Here is a 14,921-nt window from a genome sequence, read left to right as displayed (position 1 = left end):
CGCGGCCTGCACGGCAGGACCGCCGTCGTCACCGGCGGCACCCGCGGCGTCGGGGCCGGGATCGCCCGGGCGTTCGCCGCGGCCGGTGCGGAGGTCGTGGTGTGCGCCCGCCGCCCTCCCCGAGTCCCGCTGCCCGGCACACGGTTCGTCGCGCTCGACGTCTGCGACGCCACCGCCGTACGGGACTTCTTCGATGCGCTGCCCCGCGTCGACGTGCTGGTCAACAACGCGGGCGGCGCCCCGTACCGGCTCCTCGCCGACGCCGCGCCCGAACGGCACGCCCGGGTCGTCGAGCTCAACCTCCTCGCCCCGCTCACCGTGTCCCTCGCGGCGTACCCCCACCTCAGGCGTGCCGGCGGGGCGGTCGTGATGATCGGGAGCGTCAGCGGCGGCCGGCCCTCACCGGGCACGGCCGCGTACGGGGCGGCCAAGGCCGGGCTGGAGAGCCTCGCCCGCTCCATGGCGGTGGAGTGGGCGCCGCGGGTGCGGGTCAACACGCTGGTCGTCGGGATGGTCCGCACCGAGCTGTCCCACCTCCACTACGGGGGCGAGGACGGCATCGCGGCCGTCTCCCGCACGGTGCCGCTCGGGCGGCTCGCCGAGCCGTCCGACGTCGGAGAGGCCGCCGTCTTCCTCGCCTCGGACGAGGCCGCGTACATCACCGGCGCGAGCCTGCTCGTCCACGGGGGAGGGGAACGCCCGGCGTTCCTCGACGCGGCGACCGTCAACCGGCGTCCATGAGGCGGCGCACCGCACGGAGGCAGGCGCGTCGCACGGAGGCAGGCGCATCGCACGGAGATGGGCGCACGCACATCGGTAGATCGATCCATCGACACGACGACAAGGGGACGGAAGTGACGGGTATCGCCGAGGGCCGGGTAGTGATCGTGACCGGTGCGGGCCGTGGTCTGGGCCGTGCCCACGCGCTCGCGTTCGCCGCCGAGGGCGCGAAGGTCGTCGTCAACGACCTCGGGGTCGGTCTCGACGGCACGCCCGGCGCGGACAGCCCGGCCGGCCGGGCCGCCGACGAGATCCGCGCGGCCGGCGGAGAGGCGGTCGCCCACGGCGGCGACATCGCGACGGAGGCGGGGGCCGCCTCCCTCGTGGAGACGGCCCTGGAGACGTACGGGCGCCTCGACGCCCTCGTCAACAACGCCGGTTTCCTGCGCGACCGGATGCTGGTCAACCTCGACGAGGACGCCTGGGACGCCGTGCTGCGGGTCCACCTCAAGGGCCACTTCCTGACGCTGCGGCACGCGGCGGCGCACTGGCGGGCCGAGGCGAAGGCGGGACGCACCCCCCGCGCCCGTGTCGTCAACACCAGCAGCGGGGCGGGACTGCTGGGCTCGGTGGGGCAGGGGAACTACAGCGCGGCCAAGGCCGGGATCGTCGCGCTGACGCTGGTCGCGGCGGCGGAACTCGGGCGCTACGGCGTCCAGGTCAACGCCGTCGCGCCCGCTGCCCGCACCCGGATGACGGAGCGCACGTTCGCCGAGGAGATGGCCGCGCCGGACGCCGGTTTCGACGCGATGGCCCCCGAGAACGTCTCGCCCCTGGTCGTCTGGCTCGGCTCCGCCGCGAGCGACGGGGTCACCGGGCGGGTCTTCGAGGCCGAGGGCGGCCGGATCACCGTCATGGAGGGGTGGCGGCCGGGCCCGACCGCCGACAAGGGAGCGCGCTGGAGCCCGGCCGAGGCGGGGGAGACGGCACGGAAGCTGCTGGCGGAGGCCGAGGCTCCGGGGGCGGTGTACGGGACGCGGTAGCCGCCACGGGTGCCCGGGACCCCTCCGGTCGGCGCGTCACCCGGTGAGACGGAACGCGTCACCCTGTGCGGCGCCGGCGCCGGGTTCGCCTCCGGGATCGGGCCGCCGGCGGGCGGTGTGCTCACCGACGCCGACCTGTTCGGCTGGGGTCGGCGCGCGGGGGTCGAGTGCCCGCGGGGAGCGGGGGTCGAGTGCCGCGCGGGGAGCGGGGCCCGGGCCGTCCGCTCCGGGCCTGCTCCCCGCGCGGTTTGGCGTGCTGCGCCTCATGTGTCGCACTCCAGCACCGTCCGGCACAGCGCGCAGCGTGCCCGCACCCGCCCCTGCACCGGCACCCTGATGCGCTGCCGGCAGGTCGGGCACGGGAACGACACGCGCAGCGGGCCGTGACCGGAGGGGGCGAAGGAGTACGGGACTCCCGGATTCGGTCCGGCGGAGGGGTGGTCCTGGGCGTAGCGGCGGTCCTTGGCGTAGCGGCGGCGGCCCGCCCAGCCGGCGGCGGTCAGCGGCGGCTGCTGCTCGTCGTGGCGGGCCTGCGCCAGACCCTTGGTGTACGCCGTGTACGCCTGCGGGCTGGTGAACCAGACGGCGGGGTCCTCGCCGAACAGCAGTGCCCGCTTGGCGAGGACGTAGCCGAACTCCTCGGGGGTGAGATAGCCGAGCTTCTGCGACGACATCCCGTCCTCGCGGAAGGCGTCGAGGAGGAGCCAGCCGGCGCCCAGGTAGGTCGTCGCCGTGTCGGTGAGGATCTCGTTGTCACGGGTGCCGGGGAAGGACAGGCCGAGACGGTGCAGGTAGACGTGCATCACCTCGTGCGCGAGGGCCGCACCGATGTCCCGGCGGTGGGTGCGGAACCGGTCGTTGAGCTCCACGAAGTATTCCGGACCCGCGGCCAGTTCGACGTTCGCCGCGTGCGTCATCTCGCGGAAGCTGACGATGACCCGGGCATCGGGCAGCCGGAAGTGCCGCACCAGCTCGCGCGCCACGCGCTGTGCGCCCAGGTGCAGGTCGTCCTGGTCGCAGAAGGCGACGTCGGCGGGGCTCACGCTGGTCGAGAAGGTGTGGACGGTGTCGTACGAGAGCCGTTTGTACAGCGCGGTGATGGCCGCCCGTACCGTCTCCAGGTGCGGATAGCCGTGCTCCACCGGTCCGCCGTTCGCCACGGCCGCACCCCCTGAGAACGCCAGCACTGCCTTCCACTGTAGGCGCGCTTCCTGCTGGTGGCGGGCATGCGCGCACGAGGATGTCGCGCCGCCGTCCGTGTGGCCGGAAAGAGCTTCTTGTCGTCCCGCTCAGCTGTTCAAATAATTTGCACAACCTTGGCGGGAGCATGTCATCAATGCTCTTCGTGTGCTGCCGCCATGCGGTCAACCCCCCACGGAAGGAAGCACGTTGAAGCTCCTGAAGAAGATCGGCCGCCTCGACAGAGCCTTCGCGACGGTCGCCGTCGCGCTCGCCGCCGTCTCCCTCCAGCCCCTGTCCGCCCATGCGGCTCCCCAGCCCGTCGTCGGCGGGACGCGGGCCGCGCAGGGCGAGTTCCCGTTCATGGTCCGGCTCTCCATGGGCTGCGGCGGTGCCCTGTACGCCAAGGACATCGTCCTGACCGCCGCGCACTGTGTGAGCGGATCCGGTTCCAACACGTCGATCACCGCCACGGCGGGCGTCGTCGACCTCCAGAGCAGCAGCGCGATCAAGGTGAAGTCGACCAAGGTGCTGCAGGCCCCCGGCTACAACGGCACGGGCAGGGACTGGGCCCTGATCAAGCTCGCCCGGCCCATCGACCTGCCCACCCTGAAGATCGCCGACACCACCGCGTACAACAGCGGCGACTTCACCGTCGCCGGCTGGGGCGCGGCCCGCGAGGGCGGCGGCCAGCAGCGTTACCTGCTCAAGGCCACGGTCCCCTTCGTCGACGACGCCACCTGCGAGCAGGCGTACGGCAGCGATCTGGTGCCGGGCGAGGAGATCTGCGCCGGCTTCCCGCAGGGCGGCGTCGACACCTGCCAGGGCGACTCCGGCGGGCCCATGTTCCGCAAGGACGACACGGGCGCCTACATCCAGGTCGGCATCGTCAGCTGGGGCCAGGGCTGCGCCCGGCCCGACTACCCGGGTGTCTACACCGAGGTCTCCACGTTCGCGTCCGACATAGCCGCGGCCGCCTCGAGCCTCTGACCGCACCCTGCGCACACCCCTCGTGAGCAAGGGGGCGCCCGCGGCCCGCCCCGGCCGCGGGCGCCCTCCCGACGACCCTCGCGTGCCGGCCCGCCGCCGCGTCGCCACTCGACCGGGCGGCGCCTGGCAGGCATCCCCCGTGGCGCCGTGCGGCCGACCGTGTGGCGCCGTGCAGTCGGCCGTGCGGCGCCCGGCAGTCGATCGCGTGGCGCCCGGCAGGGGCGCGCACCCGCAAGGCACCTCCGCAGGGGCCCCGAGGGCCGCACGGCATGCCCGGGGATCCGCGTGCCGGCGGTGGTCCGCGCACCGTGCGGGCACGATCGGGCACCGAGGCGACGGCGATCGAGGTCCCGCCCGCCCCGTAGGCTGGTCGCCCATGACCACCCGCCACACCGCCAACGGCGAAGTCGACCCGGCCGTGCGCGCCGAACTCGCCCGGCTCCGCGACAGCATCGACAACATCGACGCCGCCGTCGTCCACATGCTCGCCGAACGCTTCAAGTGCACCCAGCAGGTCGGCCACCTCAAGGCGGCGCACCAACTGCCGCCCGCCGACCCGGCGCGGGAGGCCGCCCAGATCGCCCGGCTGCGTCGGCTCGCCGAGAGCGCCAAACTCGACCCGGCGTTCGCGGAGAAACTCCTGAACTTCATCGTCGCCGAGGTCATCCGCCACCACGAACGCATCGCCGAGAACGTCACGGGCACCGCCGCCGCTCCGGGGGAGTGACCGGCGGGGATCGTCCGATCACGATGGACCGGGCCGGCCGGGCACGCGATGCCGCGGCACGAGCCCGTGCGCGCCGGGCGTGCGAGGCCGGCACCGGCGTCGGCCGCCGGCTCCGCGAGGCGGTGCGTCACCCGGATGAGCGGGCGCACGGGGGCGCGTGACCAGCGCCCTGTTCCCGCGCGTGCGCCCTTGAAGGCGGACATAGAACGTGTACCGGACCGCCCCTGTGCGCTGTCCTCGGCATCGGGCAGCATGTCCCTCATGTCCGTACTGACGCGCGACGAAGCGCAGACCCGTGCCAGGCTCCTCGACGTCCACCGCTACGAGATCGCACTCGACCTGACCCGTGGCGAGGAGACCTTCGACTCCCGTACCGTCATCCGCTTCACGGTGCGCCCGGACCACGACGGCGCGGACACCTTCGTCGAGCTCAAGCCTGCCGAACTGCGCTCCGCCACCCTCGACGGACAGCCCCTGGACCCCGGGACCCTCGTCGAGAACCGGCTGCCGCTGAAGGACCTCCCCGCGGGCGAGCACGAACTGCGCGTCGACGCCCTCATGCGCTACTCGCGCACCGGCGAGGGCATGCACCGCTTCACCGACCCCACCGACGGCGAGACCTACGTCTACACCCAGCTGTTCCTGGACGACGTCCAGCGCGTCTTCGCCGCCTTCGACCAGCCCGACCTCAAGGCCGTCTTCGACCTCGCGGTCACCGCGCCCGACGGATGGAGCGTCCTCGCCAACGGCACCACCGCACATGACGGGGACGGCACCTGGCGGGCCGCCACCACCCCCCTCATCTCCACCTACCTGGTCGCCGTCGCCGCCGGACCCTGGCACTCCGTGCGCACCGAACACCGTGGGCTGCCCTTCGGCATCCACTGCCGCCGCTCCCTCGCCCCCCACCTCGACACCGACGCGGACGAACTCTTCGAGATCACCCGCCAGTGCTACGACCGCTACCACGAGAAGTTCGAGGAGCCCTACCCCTTCGACTCCTACGACCAGGCGTTCGTCCCCGAGTTCAACGCCGGCGCCATGGAGAACCCCGGGCTCGTCACCTTCCGCGACGACTTGGTCTACCGCTCCGCCGTCACCGACACCGAGCGGCAGACCCGCGCCATGGTCATCGCCCACGAGATGGCCCACATGTGGTTCGGCGACCTCGTCACCCTGCGCTGGTGGGACGACATCTGGCTGAACGAGTCCTTCGCCGAGTACATGGGCTACCAGACCCTCACCGAAGCCACCCGCTTCACCGACACGTGGATCCACTTCGGCGTCGCCCGCAAGCCCTGGGGGTACGACGCCGACCAGCGCCCCTCCACCCACCCCGTGGCCCCGGAAGCCGTCGACGACACCGCCTCCGCGCTCCTCAACTTCGACGGCATCTCCTACGCCAAGGGTGCCTCCGCGCTGCGGCAGCTGGTCGCCTGGCTCGGCGAGAAGGACTTCCTCGCCGGCATCAACACCCACATCGCCCGCCACCGCTTCGGCAACGCCTCCCTGGCCGACTTCATCGACTCCCTCGCGAGCGCCACCGAACGCGACGTGCACGCCTGGGCCGACGCCTGGCTGCGCACCAGCGGCGTCGACATCCTCACCCCCCGGCTCACGCATGCCGAGGGCACCTGCTCCCTGGCCGTCGACCACCACGGCAGCCGCCCGCACCGCATCGCCGTCGGCCTCTACGACCAGGACCTCGCCGGCAACGGCGGCCTCACCCTGCGCGAGCGCCTCGCCCTGGACGTCCCGCAGAGCGCGCCGCAGCCCCTCGGCAAACGCCCCGCCCTGCTCCTGCTCAACGACGGCGACCTCACCTACGCCAAGGTCCGCTTCGACTCCGAGTCCTTCGAGACCCTGCGGGAGTCCCTGTCAGGACTGCCCGAACCGCTCACCCGGGCCGTCGTCTGGAACGCCCTGCGCGACGCCGTGCGCGACGGCCACCTCCCCGCCGCCGCCTACCTGGAGACCGCGCGCGCCCATCTGCCGCACGAGACCGACCTGGCCCTCGCCGAAGGCGTCCTCGCCTTCGGCTCCGTCCACGTCGCCGACCGCTATCTGCCCGCGGCCGACCGGCCCGCCGCGCTCACCACCCTCACCAGCCTGTGCCGGGACCTCATCCGCCGCACCGAGGACGGTTCGCACCCCGGCCTGCGGCTGACGGCCGTACGCCACTTCATCGACGCCGCCGCCCACCCGGACACCATCGCCGCCTGGCTCGCCGACGGCACCGTGCCCGGCGGACCCGAACTCGACCCCGGGCTGCGCTGGCGCGTCCTCGGCCGGCTCGCCGTCCTCGGTGCCGTCGACGAGTCCACCATCGCCGAGGAACTCGACCGCGACCCGAGCGCCACCGGCCGGGAGGGCGCCGCCCGCTGTCGCGCCGCCCTGCCGGACGCGGACGCCAAACGGCGCGCCTGGGAGGCGATGTTCGCCACCGACGACCTCTCCAACTACCTGTTCACCGCCACCGCCCAGGGCTTCTGGCAGCCCGAACAGGCCGACCTGCTCGGCACGTACGCCGACCGCTACTGGACCGACGCACCCGCGGTCGCCGCCCGACGAGGCCCCGCCATCGCCATCGCCGCCGGCCGCTGGGCCTTCCCCCGCCACCCAGTCTCCGAGGACACCCTGCGCCGGGGCGAGCGGTGCCTGCGCGAGGCGGACCTCACCCCGGCCCTGCACCGTACGCTCGTCGACGAACTCGACGACCTGGCGCGCGCCCTGCGCATCCGCGAGGCTGCCGTGTGAGGTTCGGGAATCGGCCGACCGGCCCGGGCCGACGGCCGGGCCGGTCGGCCGATCGCCCCGAGACGCAGCGACTGGAGGAGCAGCTCGGCGAGGGACTCCGGCCGACGGCGGGGGAACCGTGGTGCCCCAGGACCGGGTCACTCGTCGTCGGAAAACCGCTCCCAGGCGGTGCCGCAGTCACAGCACGCTCCCAGGGCGTCAGGGCGTCCTTACCACAGCGCACGCCATTCCGTCCCCCGGCAGTACCCCCATCCGGGTCGGATCGTTGTCCCCATCGGGCGGGCCGGACCCTCGTGCGCAGGCCCGACTCGCCCGCCGAGCGCCTGGAGGACGTCCCATGAGCCTGCCGCCCCTCGCCTCCGGACCCGAAGGCCCCGTCGCGCTGAGGCCGTTGCTGGACACCGTCCTCCACGCCCTGCGGGAGGGCACACGGGCACGCGGCGGCCCGCTGCCCGCAGGCGGGCCCGAGGCGGTCGCCGCACGGGTGCGCGCCACCGTCGGCGACGTCCTGCCGCCGGAGGGCGACCCGGAGGCCCTTCGAATCCTCGTGCACGTCCTCGCCGAGGGCTCCGCCGACCCCGCCGACCCGCTGTGCGCCGCCCATCTGCACTGCCCGCCCCTCGCCGTCGCCACCGCCGCCGACCTCGCCGCCTGCGCCCTCAACCCCTCCCTCGACTCCTGGGACCAGGCGCCCGCCGCCTCGGAACTCGAGGCGCTCGTCACCCGGGCCCTGGCCGCCGAGGCCGGCGCCGCCGACGCCCTCGTCACCACCGGCGGCACGGAGTCCAACCAGCTCGCCCTCCTCCTCGCCCGCGAGGCCCTCGGCGGTGTCCGGCTCGTCTGCGGATCCAACGCCCACCACTCCCTGACGCGTGCCGCCTGGCTCCTCGGCCTGCCCGAACCCGTCGTCGTCGCCGCCCCCTGCGGCATGCTCGACCCCGCGGCCCTGGCCACCGCCCTCGCCGGCCTCACCGGCCCCCTCCTCGTCGCCGCCACCGCCGGCACCACCGACGCCGGGCTCATCGACCCGCTGCCCGACATCGCCGATCTCAGCGCCCGCCACGGCGCCCGCCTCCACATCGACGCGGCCTACGGAGGCGGGCTCCTCTTCAGCGAGCGACACCGCGCCCTGCTCACCGGCCTGGACCGCGCCCACACCGTCACCCTCGACCTGCACAAACTCGGCTGGCAGCCCGTCGCCGCCGGCCTCCTCGCCGTCCACGACCCCCACGACCTGGACGTCCTGCGGCACCGCGCCGACTACCTCAACGCCGACGACGACACCGAAGCCGGCCTCCCCGACCTCCTCGGACGCTCCCTGCGCACCACCCGCCGTCCCGACATCCTCAAGATCGCCGTCACCCTCAAGGCCCTCGGGCGCACCGGACTCGGCTCCCTCGTCGACCAGGTCTGCGCCCGCGCACAGGAGTTCGCCGACCTCGTCCTGGCGCACCCCGCCTTCGAACTCCACGCCCGGCCCACCCTCAGCACCGTCCTGTTCCGGCCCGCGGCGGCGTCCGACGAGACCGTCGCCACTGTCCGCCGCACCCTGCTGCACGACGGCCGTGCCGTCCTCGGCCGCGCCCGGCTCGACGGCCGCCTCTGGCTGAAGGCCACCCTCCTCAACCCCCACACCCGGCCCGGCGACCTGGCCGCGCTCCTGAACCTGGTGGAAGGAAGCACGCCCCGATGACCCACCCCCGACACCACGAGCCCGAAAGCCCCCGCGACCTGGTCGGCATCGGCATCGGCCCGTTCAACCTCTCCCTCGCCGCCCTCGCCCACCCCCTGGCCGAACTCGACACCGCCTTCTACGAGCAGCGCCCCGGATTCGACTGGCACCCGGGCCTGCTCATCGACGGCACCACCCTCCAGGTGCCCTTCCTCGCCGACCTGGTGACCCTCGCCGACCCGACCAGCCCGTGGTCCTTCCTCGGCTACCTCAAGGCACGCGACCGCCTCTTCCCCTTCTACTTCGCCGAGCGCTTCCACATCCAGCGCGCCGAGTACGACGCCTACTGCCGCTGGGTCGCCGGCAACCTCCCCGGACTCCACTTCGGCCACCAGGTCGACGCCGTCCGCTGGAACCCCGCACGCGAGGTCTTCGAGGTGGACTTCCTGCTCCTCGGCGAGGACGGCGCGGGCACCTCGACCGGCCGCACCTGCGCGCGCAACATCGTGGTGGGCGTCGGCACCGCACCGTACGTGCCCGAAACCCTGGAACCCCTGGTCGAGGCCCCCGGCGTGCCCGTCATCCACGCCGCGGACTACCTCCGGCACCGCGAGGCGTTCCTCGCCGCCGAGCACATCACCGTCATCGGCGCGGGCCAGTCGGGTGCCGAGGTCTTCCTCGACCTCCTGCGCCACCGCCCCGCCGGCCGGGAGCGGATCCACTGGCTCGCCCGCACCGAGGCGTTCGCCCCCATGGAGTACTCCAAGCTCGGCCTGGAGCACTTCACCCCCGACTACACCCGCTACTTCCACGGCCTTGCCGAGCCCGTGCGCGACCGCCTCATCTGCGCCCAGTGGCAGCTCCACAAGGGCATCGACACCGACACCATCGCGGCCGTCCACGACGAGCTCTACCGGCGCAGCCTCCACGGCGGCTGGCCCGACGCCGTGCTCACCCCCGGCGTCCACGTCCGCACCGCCGGACGCGTCGCCACCACCATGGTCGAACTGCACCTGGAGCACGTCCAGCAGGGCACCCGCTCGCGCCTCACCACCAACGCCGTCGTGCTGGCCACCGGCTACCGCGAGCGCCCCCTGGACCGCATCCTCGCCGGGCTCGACCGCCACCTCAGCCGCGACACCGGCGGACGTCCCCGCATCGACGGCCAGTTCCGCATGGTCCTCGACCGCGCGGTCACCGGCTCGGTGTACGTCCAGAACGCGGAGCTCCACACCCATGGCGTCGGCACGCCCGACCTCGGGCTCGCCGCCTGGCGCAGCGCCACCATTCTCAACTCGCTGACCGGCAAGGACCCGTATCCGCTGCCCCGGCGAACCGCCTTCACGACCTTCGGCCTCCAGGAACCGGCCCAGATCCCCTCCGCCCGGCGGGCCGAGCCCCTCGCCCCGCTCGCCGACGGACGCTGAGCGACCCCCGGAACCGCTCGGCAGCGACGGCGCCCTCACGGGGCGCCGTCGCCCGCGGCTCCACCCGGCCCGCGCCCCTAGAACACCGGTGTGCCGTTCCGGGTCAGCTGCCAGTCCACCGACGCGAAGTCCTGCGGATCCAGGACCTTCTTCGCCGTCACCCACTCCGCGATCCGGGTCCGGATCTCCGTCGACTCCGACCACACCTCCCGCGCCGTCGCGACATGGGGGAAGGCGCCACCGCCGTTCGCGCGGTAGTTGTTCACCGCGAGCACGAACTGCTGCGCGTCGTCCAGCGCCGCGCCGTTGAACGTCAGGTTCCTGATCCGCGAGCCCGCCGGCTGCGCGATGTCGATCTCGTACCGGAGGCCCGACACGTAGTCGTAGTTGTAGTCGGGACGGTTGTCGGCGTTGGTGATCTTGTCCACGTCGACCGCGGCGTCCGCCGCCGTCTGCACGTAGTACGCCGCCGAGTACTCCAGGTACGCCCGCACCTGGGCGCCCGTCAGCAGCTTGGCGACCAGGGTGTTGTCGTAGACGTACAGACTCGACAGATCCCGGATCGTCACGTCCCCGGCCGGGATCTCGGACGTCCGCGAGAACGGCGACGCCTGCGCGATCACCGGCAGCGACGCGTACTCCGTGCCCGCCAGCGCGGCCCTGACCACGTCCTCCTGCACCCTGGTGATCAGGTCGATGATCGGGGCGTCCTTGTAGCGCGCGTCGACCGTCGTCAGCGTCTGCGTCGCCGTGCCCACGACCTGGTTCACGTACGCCACCACGGCCGCGTGCTCGTCGGACAGCAGCCTGGTGATCTCCGGGTCGTCGGCGACGGTGTTGGAGTTGCGCAGGGACGCCGCGACCGACTCGACCTCCCACCTGCCCTTCTCGAACACCAACTCGATGTCGAACAGCGTCAGCCGCTCCGCGTAGCACAGCGGCTCGGACAGCACCACGGTCCGGCCCGTCTGCTCGTTGGTGACCTTCAGCTCCGGGATCTCCACGTGCGCATGCCCGACGAGGATCGCGTCGATGCCCGGAACCAGCCTGGCCACGTTGGCCGCCGCGTTCTCCACGTACGGCACCTGGTCCCCGTAGGACGACGTGCCCGACGCGCCCGAGTGCGCCGACACCACCACCACGTCCGCGCCCATCGACCGGAGCTTCGGCACCCACTTCGCCGCCTGCTCCTCCAGGCCCGGGAACGTCAGCCGGCCCTGCACATAGGCCTTGTCCCAGATCGCGATGCCCGGGTTGGTCAGACCCAGCACCGCCACCTTCACCGGCGGGGCGCCCGGGACCCGGAACCGCTTCATGACGTACGGCGGGAAGGCGGGCTTCGACGTCTTCGCGTCCAGCGCGTTCGCGCCGAGCAACGGGAAGCGGCACTGCTTCTCGAACGCGCGCAGCGTCTCGATGCCGTAGTTGAACTCGTGGTTCCCGAGCGCCACCGCGTCGTACCCGATCGCGTTCATCGCCTGGGCCATCGGATGCACCGGACCGCCCTCGGCGGTGATCGGGTCGACCTTCGCGTAGTAGTACGCCAGCGGGGTGCCCTGGATCGTGTCGCCCGCGTCCAGCAGCAGGGTGTTGCAGCGGCCCTTCTCCTGCCTGACCTGTTCGACCAGGGTCGCGATCCGCGACAGCCCCTGGGCGTTGCCCGCCTTGTCCGTGTACTCCGCGTCCTTGAAGTAGTCCCAGTTGAAGACGTGCCCGTGCAGGTCCGTCGTGCCCATCACCGTCAAGGAGTACCGCTTGCGTCGTCCGCCCGACGGGGCGGCCGCCGCCGCATGGGCCGCCGGAGCCGTCGCGGCGCCCGTCAGCGCCACCCCCGCCCCGGTCGCGGCGGATCTCTTCAGGAACTTCCGGCGGTTCAACGGCATGTCTGCGACTCCTCGGGAAACGGTCATGACGCGCGTAGATTCTGGCTTGTTCATGACGAGGCGCAACAGACCCGGGAGGTTGCGATCTGATGACCGGTCCGTGCACCCGGGCGGAGCATCGGTGACAGAGTGGGGCGTATGAACTCCAGCCCCGCGCCGGCCGCGCCGGCATCCGTCCCCTACGGCACGCCCGACGCACCCCGCATCGCCGTCCGCGGAGAGGCCCACCTCGAGGCCGACCCCGAGATCGCCCGCATCGGCGTCACCGTCAGCGCCCGCGGCACGGACCGCCGCACCGCGCTCGACGACCTCACACGCCGCAACGCCGCGGCCCTCGAGCTCATCAAGTCCTACGGGCAGGCGGTCGAGAAGCTGGAGACCGGAGCCTTCTCCCTCAGCCCCGAGCTGACCAGGCACGGCCGCGGCGAACGCGTCCGCGCCTACCACGGCCGCGTGCACCTCACCGCCGAACTCACCGACTTCACCGCGCTCGGCGAACTCGCCACCCGCCTCGCCGACCTCGAACTCACCCGGGTCGACGGCCCCTGGTGGTCCCTGCGCCCCGACTCGCCCGTCCACCGCACGGCCCGTCAGCAAGCGGTACGCGAGGCGGTGCAGCGCGCCCGTGAGTACGCCGAGGCCCTCGACACCACCCTCACCGCCCTCGTCGAACTCGCCGACGTCGGTGCCGAGGACGCCCGCCCCGTCCCGTTCGCCCCCGCCCCCGCCATGCGGTCCATGGCGTACGGCGCCGCGGCCCCCGAGGAGGCCGCCCCCCTCGACCTCGAACCCGAGCGCCAGCACGTCTACGCCCGCGTCAACGCCCGCTTCACCATGGCGCCCCCGCGGCTGTAGTCACCCGGAGCCACCACGGTGCGGGGCGTGCCCCGGGAAGACCGCGGTCGGGCGGGCCGGAAGGGGCAGGATGGCGCGCCGGGGAATTCCCGCGGCCATTCCCGGAATGCTCATCGGAGCGGACCGCCGCACAATTCAACACTTGTCAATAACGCTTCACCTAAAGGTTGTTGAGTAGTCACGCCCGACCAATTCTCTACCCGCGGGTAAGCCCTAGGCTCGAACCATGCGCCGAGCAAAGATCGTCTGTACCCTGGGACCCGCCACCGACTCGTACGAGCAGATCAAGGCACTGGTCGAAGCCGGAATGGACGTCGCCCGCTTCAATCTCAGCCACGGCAGCTACGCCGAACACGAGGAGCGCTACCAGCGCGTGCGGAAGGCCGCCGACGAGACCGGCCGCAGCGTCGGAATCCTCGCCGACCTTCAGGGTCCGAAGATCCGACTCGGCCGGTTCGCCGAAGGCCCGGTACTCCTTGAACGCGGCGACACCTTCACGATCAGCGTCGAGGAAGGCGTCGAAGGCGACCGCCACAGCTGCGGAACCACCTACGCCGGACTGGCCGCCGACGTCACCCCCGGTGAGCGCGTCCTCGTCGACGACGGCAAGGTCGCCCTCGAAGTCACCTCCGTCGACGGCCCCCGCGTCCGCACCACCGTCGTCGAAGGCGGCATGGTCTCCGACCACAAGGGCCTCAACCTCCCCGGCGTCGCCGTCTCCGTCCCCGCTCTCTCCAAGAAGGACCAGGACGACCTCCGCTGGGCCCTGCGCACCGGCTTCGACGTCATCGCCCTCTCCTTCGTCCGCAGCGGCCGGGACATCACGGATGTCCACCGCATCATGGACGAGGAAGGCCGCCGCCTCCCCGTCATCGCCAAGGTCGAGAAGCCCCAGGCCGTCGAGAACATCGACGACATCGTGGCCGCCTTCGACGGCATCATGGTCGCCCGCGGCGACCTGGGCGTCGAAATGCCCCTCGAACAGGTGCCCATCGTCCAGAAGCGTGCCGTCAAGCTCGCCAAGCGCAACGCCAAGCCCGTCATCGTCGCCACCCAGATGCTCGACTCCATGGTCGACAACTCCCGCCCGACGAGGGCCGAGGCGTCGGACGTGGCCAACGCGGTGATCGACGGTACGGACGCGGTCATGCTGTCGGGCGAGACCAGCGTCGGCAAGTACGCCACCGAGACGGTCAGGACGATGGCCCGCATCGTGGAAGCGGCGGAGGAGGACATCCTCGCCAAGGGCCTGCCCCCGCTGACGGAGAGCAGCAAGCCACGCACCCAGGGCGGCGCGGTCGCCCGCGCGGCCGCCGAGATGGGCGACTTCCTCGGCGCGAAGTTCCTCGTCGCCTTCACCCAGTCCGGCGACACCGCCCGCCGGCTGTCCCGCTACCGCTCCCCGATCCCCCTCCTGGCCTTCACCCCCGCTCCGGCCACCCGCTCCCAGCTCAACCTCACCTGGGGCGTGGAGACGTTCCTGGGCCCGCACGTCGACTCCACGGACGCGATGGTCGACCAGGTGGACGAGCTGCTGCTCAAGTACGGCCGCTGCCGGAAGGGCGACATCGTGGTGATCACGGCGGGCTCGCCGCCCGGGGTGTCGGGCTCGACGAACATGGTGAGGGTGCACCGCATCGGCGAGGAGGACGGGCCCAGGTAGGGGGG

11 protein-coding genes are annotated in these 14,921 nt (G+C 72.6%); 9 read left to right on the top strand and 2 right to left on the bottom strand.

What is annotated here, in order from left to right:
* The first annotated feature begins 6 nt into the window (after positions 1–6).
* Together ACFYMU_RS12795 and ACFYMU_RS12790 are read left to right on the top strand one after the other, a co-directional pair.
* Positions 7–741 (top strand): SDR family oxidoreductase, encoded by a 735-nt coding sequence (locus ACFYMU_RS12795; protein WP_388372243.1) that lies wholly within the window; start codon positions 7–9, stop codon positions 739–741.
* Positions 742–854: 113 nt separating this feature from the next.
* Positions 855–1,763 (top strand): SDR family oxidoreductase, encoded by a 909-nt coding sequence (locus ACFYMU_RS12790; protein ID WP_388371990.1) that lies wholly within the window; start codon positions 855–857, stop codon positions 1,761–1,763.
* Positions 1,764–2,026: 263 nt separating this feature from the next.
* Here ACFYMU_RS12790 and ACFYMU_RS12785 read toward each other — a convergent pair whose 3' ends face one another.
* Entirely contained in the window at positions 2,027–2,923 is an 897-nt protein-coding gene (locus ACFYMU_RS12785; RefSeq protein ID WP_388372242.1) for a hypothetical protein, read from the bottom strand.
* Positions 2,924–3,161: 238 nt separating this feature from the next.
* Between ACFYMU_RS12785 and ACFYMU_RS12780 the strand changes: the two genes are divergently transcribed.
* From ACFYMU_RS12780 to ACFYMU_RS12760, 5 genes are all read left to right on the top strand, one after another.
* Complete coding sequence (locus ACFYMU_RS12780; RefSeq protein ID WP_388372240.1) at positions 3,162–3,932, top strand: S1 family peptidase; 771 nt, start codon at positions 3,162–3,164, stop codon at positions 3,930–3,932.
* Between the two features lie 376 nt (positions 3,933–4,308).
* Positions 4,309–4,659, top strand: a complete 351-nt coding sequence (locus tag ACFYMU_RS12775; protein ID WP_388371988.1) for a chorismate mutase — start codon at positions 4,309–4,311, stop codon at positions 4,657–4,659.
* A 252-nt stretch (positions 4,660–4,911) separates the two neighbouring features.
* A complete protein-coding gene (gene pepN, locus ACFYMU_RS12770) occupies positions 4,912–7,416 on the top strand; it encodes an aminopeptidase N (protein ID WP_388371987.1) in 2,505 nt (834 codons plus the stop codon).
* Between the two features lie 337 nt (positions 7,417–7,753).
* Positions 7,754–9,109 (top strand): pyridoxal phosphate-dependent decarboxylase family protein, encoded by a 1,356-nt coding sequence (locus ACFYMU_RS12765; protein WP_388371985.1) that lies wholly within the window; start codon positions 7,754–7,756, stop codon positions 9,107–9,109.
* A complete protein-coding gene (locus ACFYMU_RS12760) occupies positions 9,106–10,515 on the top strand; it encodes a lysine N(6)-hydroxylase/L-ornithine N(5)-oxygenase family protein (RefSeq protein WP_388371983.1) in 1,410 nt (469 codons plus the stop codon). Before ACFYMU_RS12765 ends, ACFYMU_RS12760 begins: the two co-directional genes overlap by 4 nt.
* Positions 10,516–10,592: 77 nt before the next feature.
* Here ACFYMU_RS12760 and ACFYMU_RS12755 read toward each other — a convergent pair whose 3' ends face one another.
* Complete coding sequence (locus tag ACFYMU_RS12755; protein ID WP_388371981.1) at positions 10,593–12,398, bottom strand: bifunctional metallophosphatase/5'-nucleotidase; 1,806 nt, start codon at positions 12,396–12,398, stop codon at positions 10,593–10,595.
* A gap of 138 nt (positions 12,399–12,536) precedes the next feature.
* Between ACFYMU_RS12755 and ACFYMU_RS12750 the strand changes: the two genes are divergently transcribed.
* Both ACFYMU_RS12750 and pyk read left to right on the top strand, forming a co-directional pair.
* Complete coding sequence (locus ACFYMU_RS12750; protein ID WP_388371979.1) at positions 12,537–13,253, top strand: SIMPL domain-containing protein; 717 nt, start codon at positions 12,537–12,539, stop codon at positions 13,251–13,253.
* A 226-nt stretch (positions 13,254–13,479) separates the two neighbouring features.
* The gene (pyk, locus tag ACFYMU_RS12745; protein ID WP_388371977.1) at positions 13,480–14,916 is read left to right on the top strand and encodes a pyruvate kinase; all 1,437 of its coding nucleotides are present in this window, start codon (positions 13,480–13,482) and stop codon (positions 14,914–14,916) included.
* The last annotated feature ends 5 nt before the right edge of the window (positions 14,917–14,921 follow it).

The sequence above is a fragment of the Streptomyces sp. NPDC007264 genome (assembly GCF_042869095.1).
GTDB lineage: Bacteria > Actinomycetota > Actinomycetes > Streptomycetales > Streptomycetaceae > Streptomyces.
Note: the sequence above shows the minus strand (reverse complement) of the source record. Positions and strands in the feature narration are given on the sequence as shown.

Coding starts and splice junctions, on each gene's coding strand:
- pyk (WP_388371977.1), top strand. CDS start 13,480: ATGCGCCGAGCAAAGATCGTCTGTACCCTGGGACCCGCCACCGACTCG.
- ACFYMU_RS12755 (WP_388371981.1), bottom strand. CDS start 12,398: ATGCCGTTGAACCGCCGGAAGTTCCTGAAGAGATCCGCCGCGACCGGG.
- pepN (WP_388371987.1), top strand. CDS start 4,912: ATGTCCCTCATGTCCGTACTGACGCGCGACGAAGCGCAGACCCGTGCC.
- ACFYMU_RS12760 (WP_388371983.1), top strand. CDS start 9,106: ATGACCCACCCCCGACACCACGAGCCCGAAAGCCCCCGCGACCTGGTC.
- ACFYMU_RS12765 (WP_388371985.1), top strand. CDS start 7,754: ATGAGCCTGCCGCCCCTCGCCTCCGGACCCGAAGGCCCCGTCGCGCTG.
- ACFYMU_RS12750 (WP_388371979.1), top strand. CDS start 12,537: ATGAACTCCAGCCCCGCGCCGGCCGCGCCGGCATCCGTCCCCTACGGC.
- ACFYMU_RS12775 (WP_388371988.1), top strand. CDS start 4,309: ATGACCACCCGCCACACCGCCAACGGCGAAGTCGACCCGGCCGTGCGC.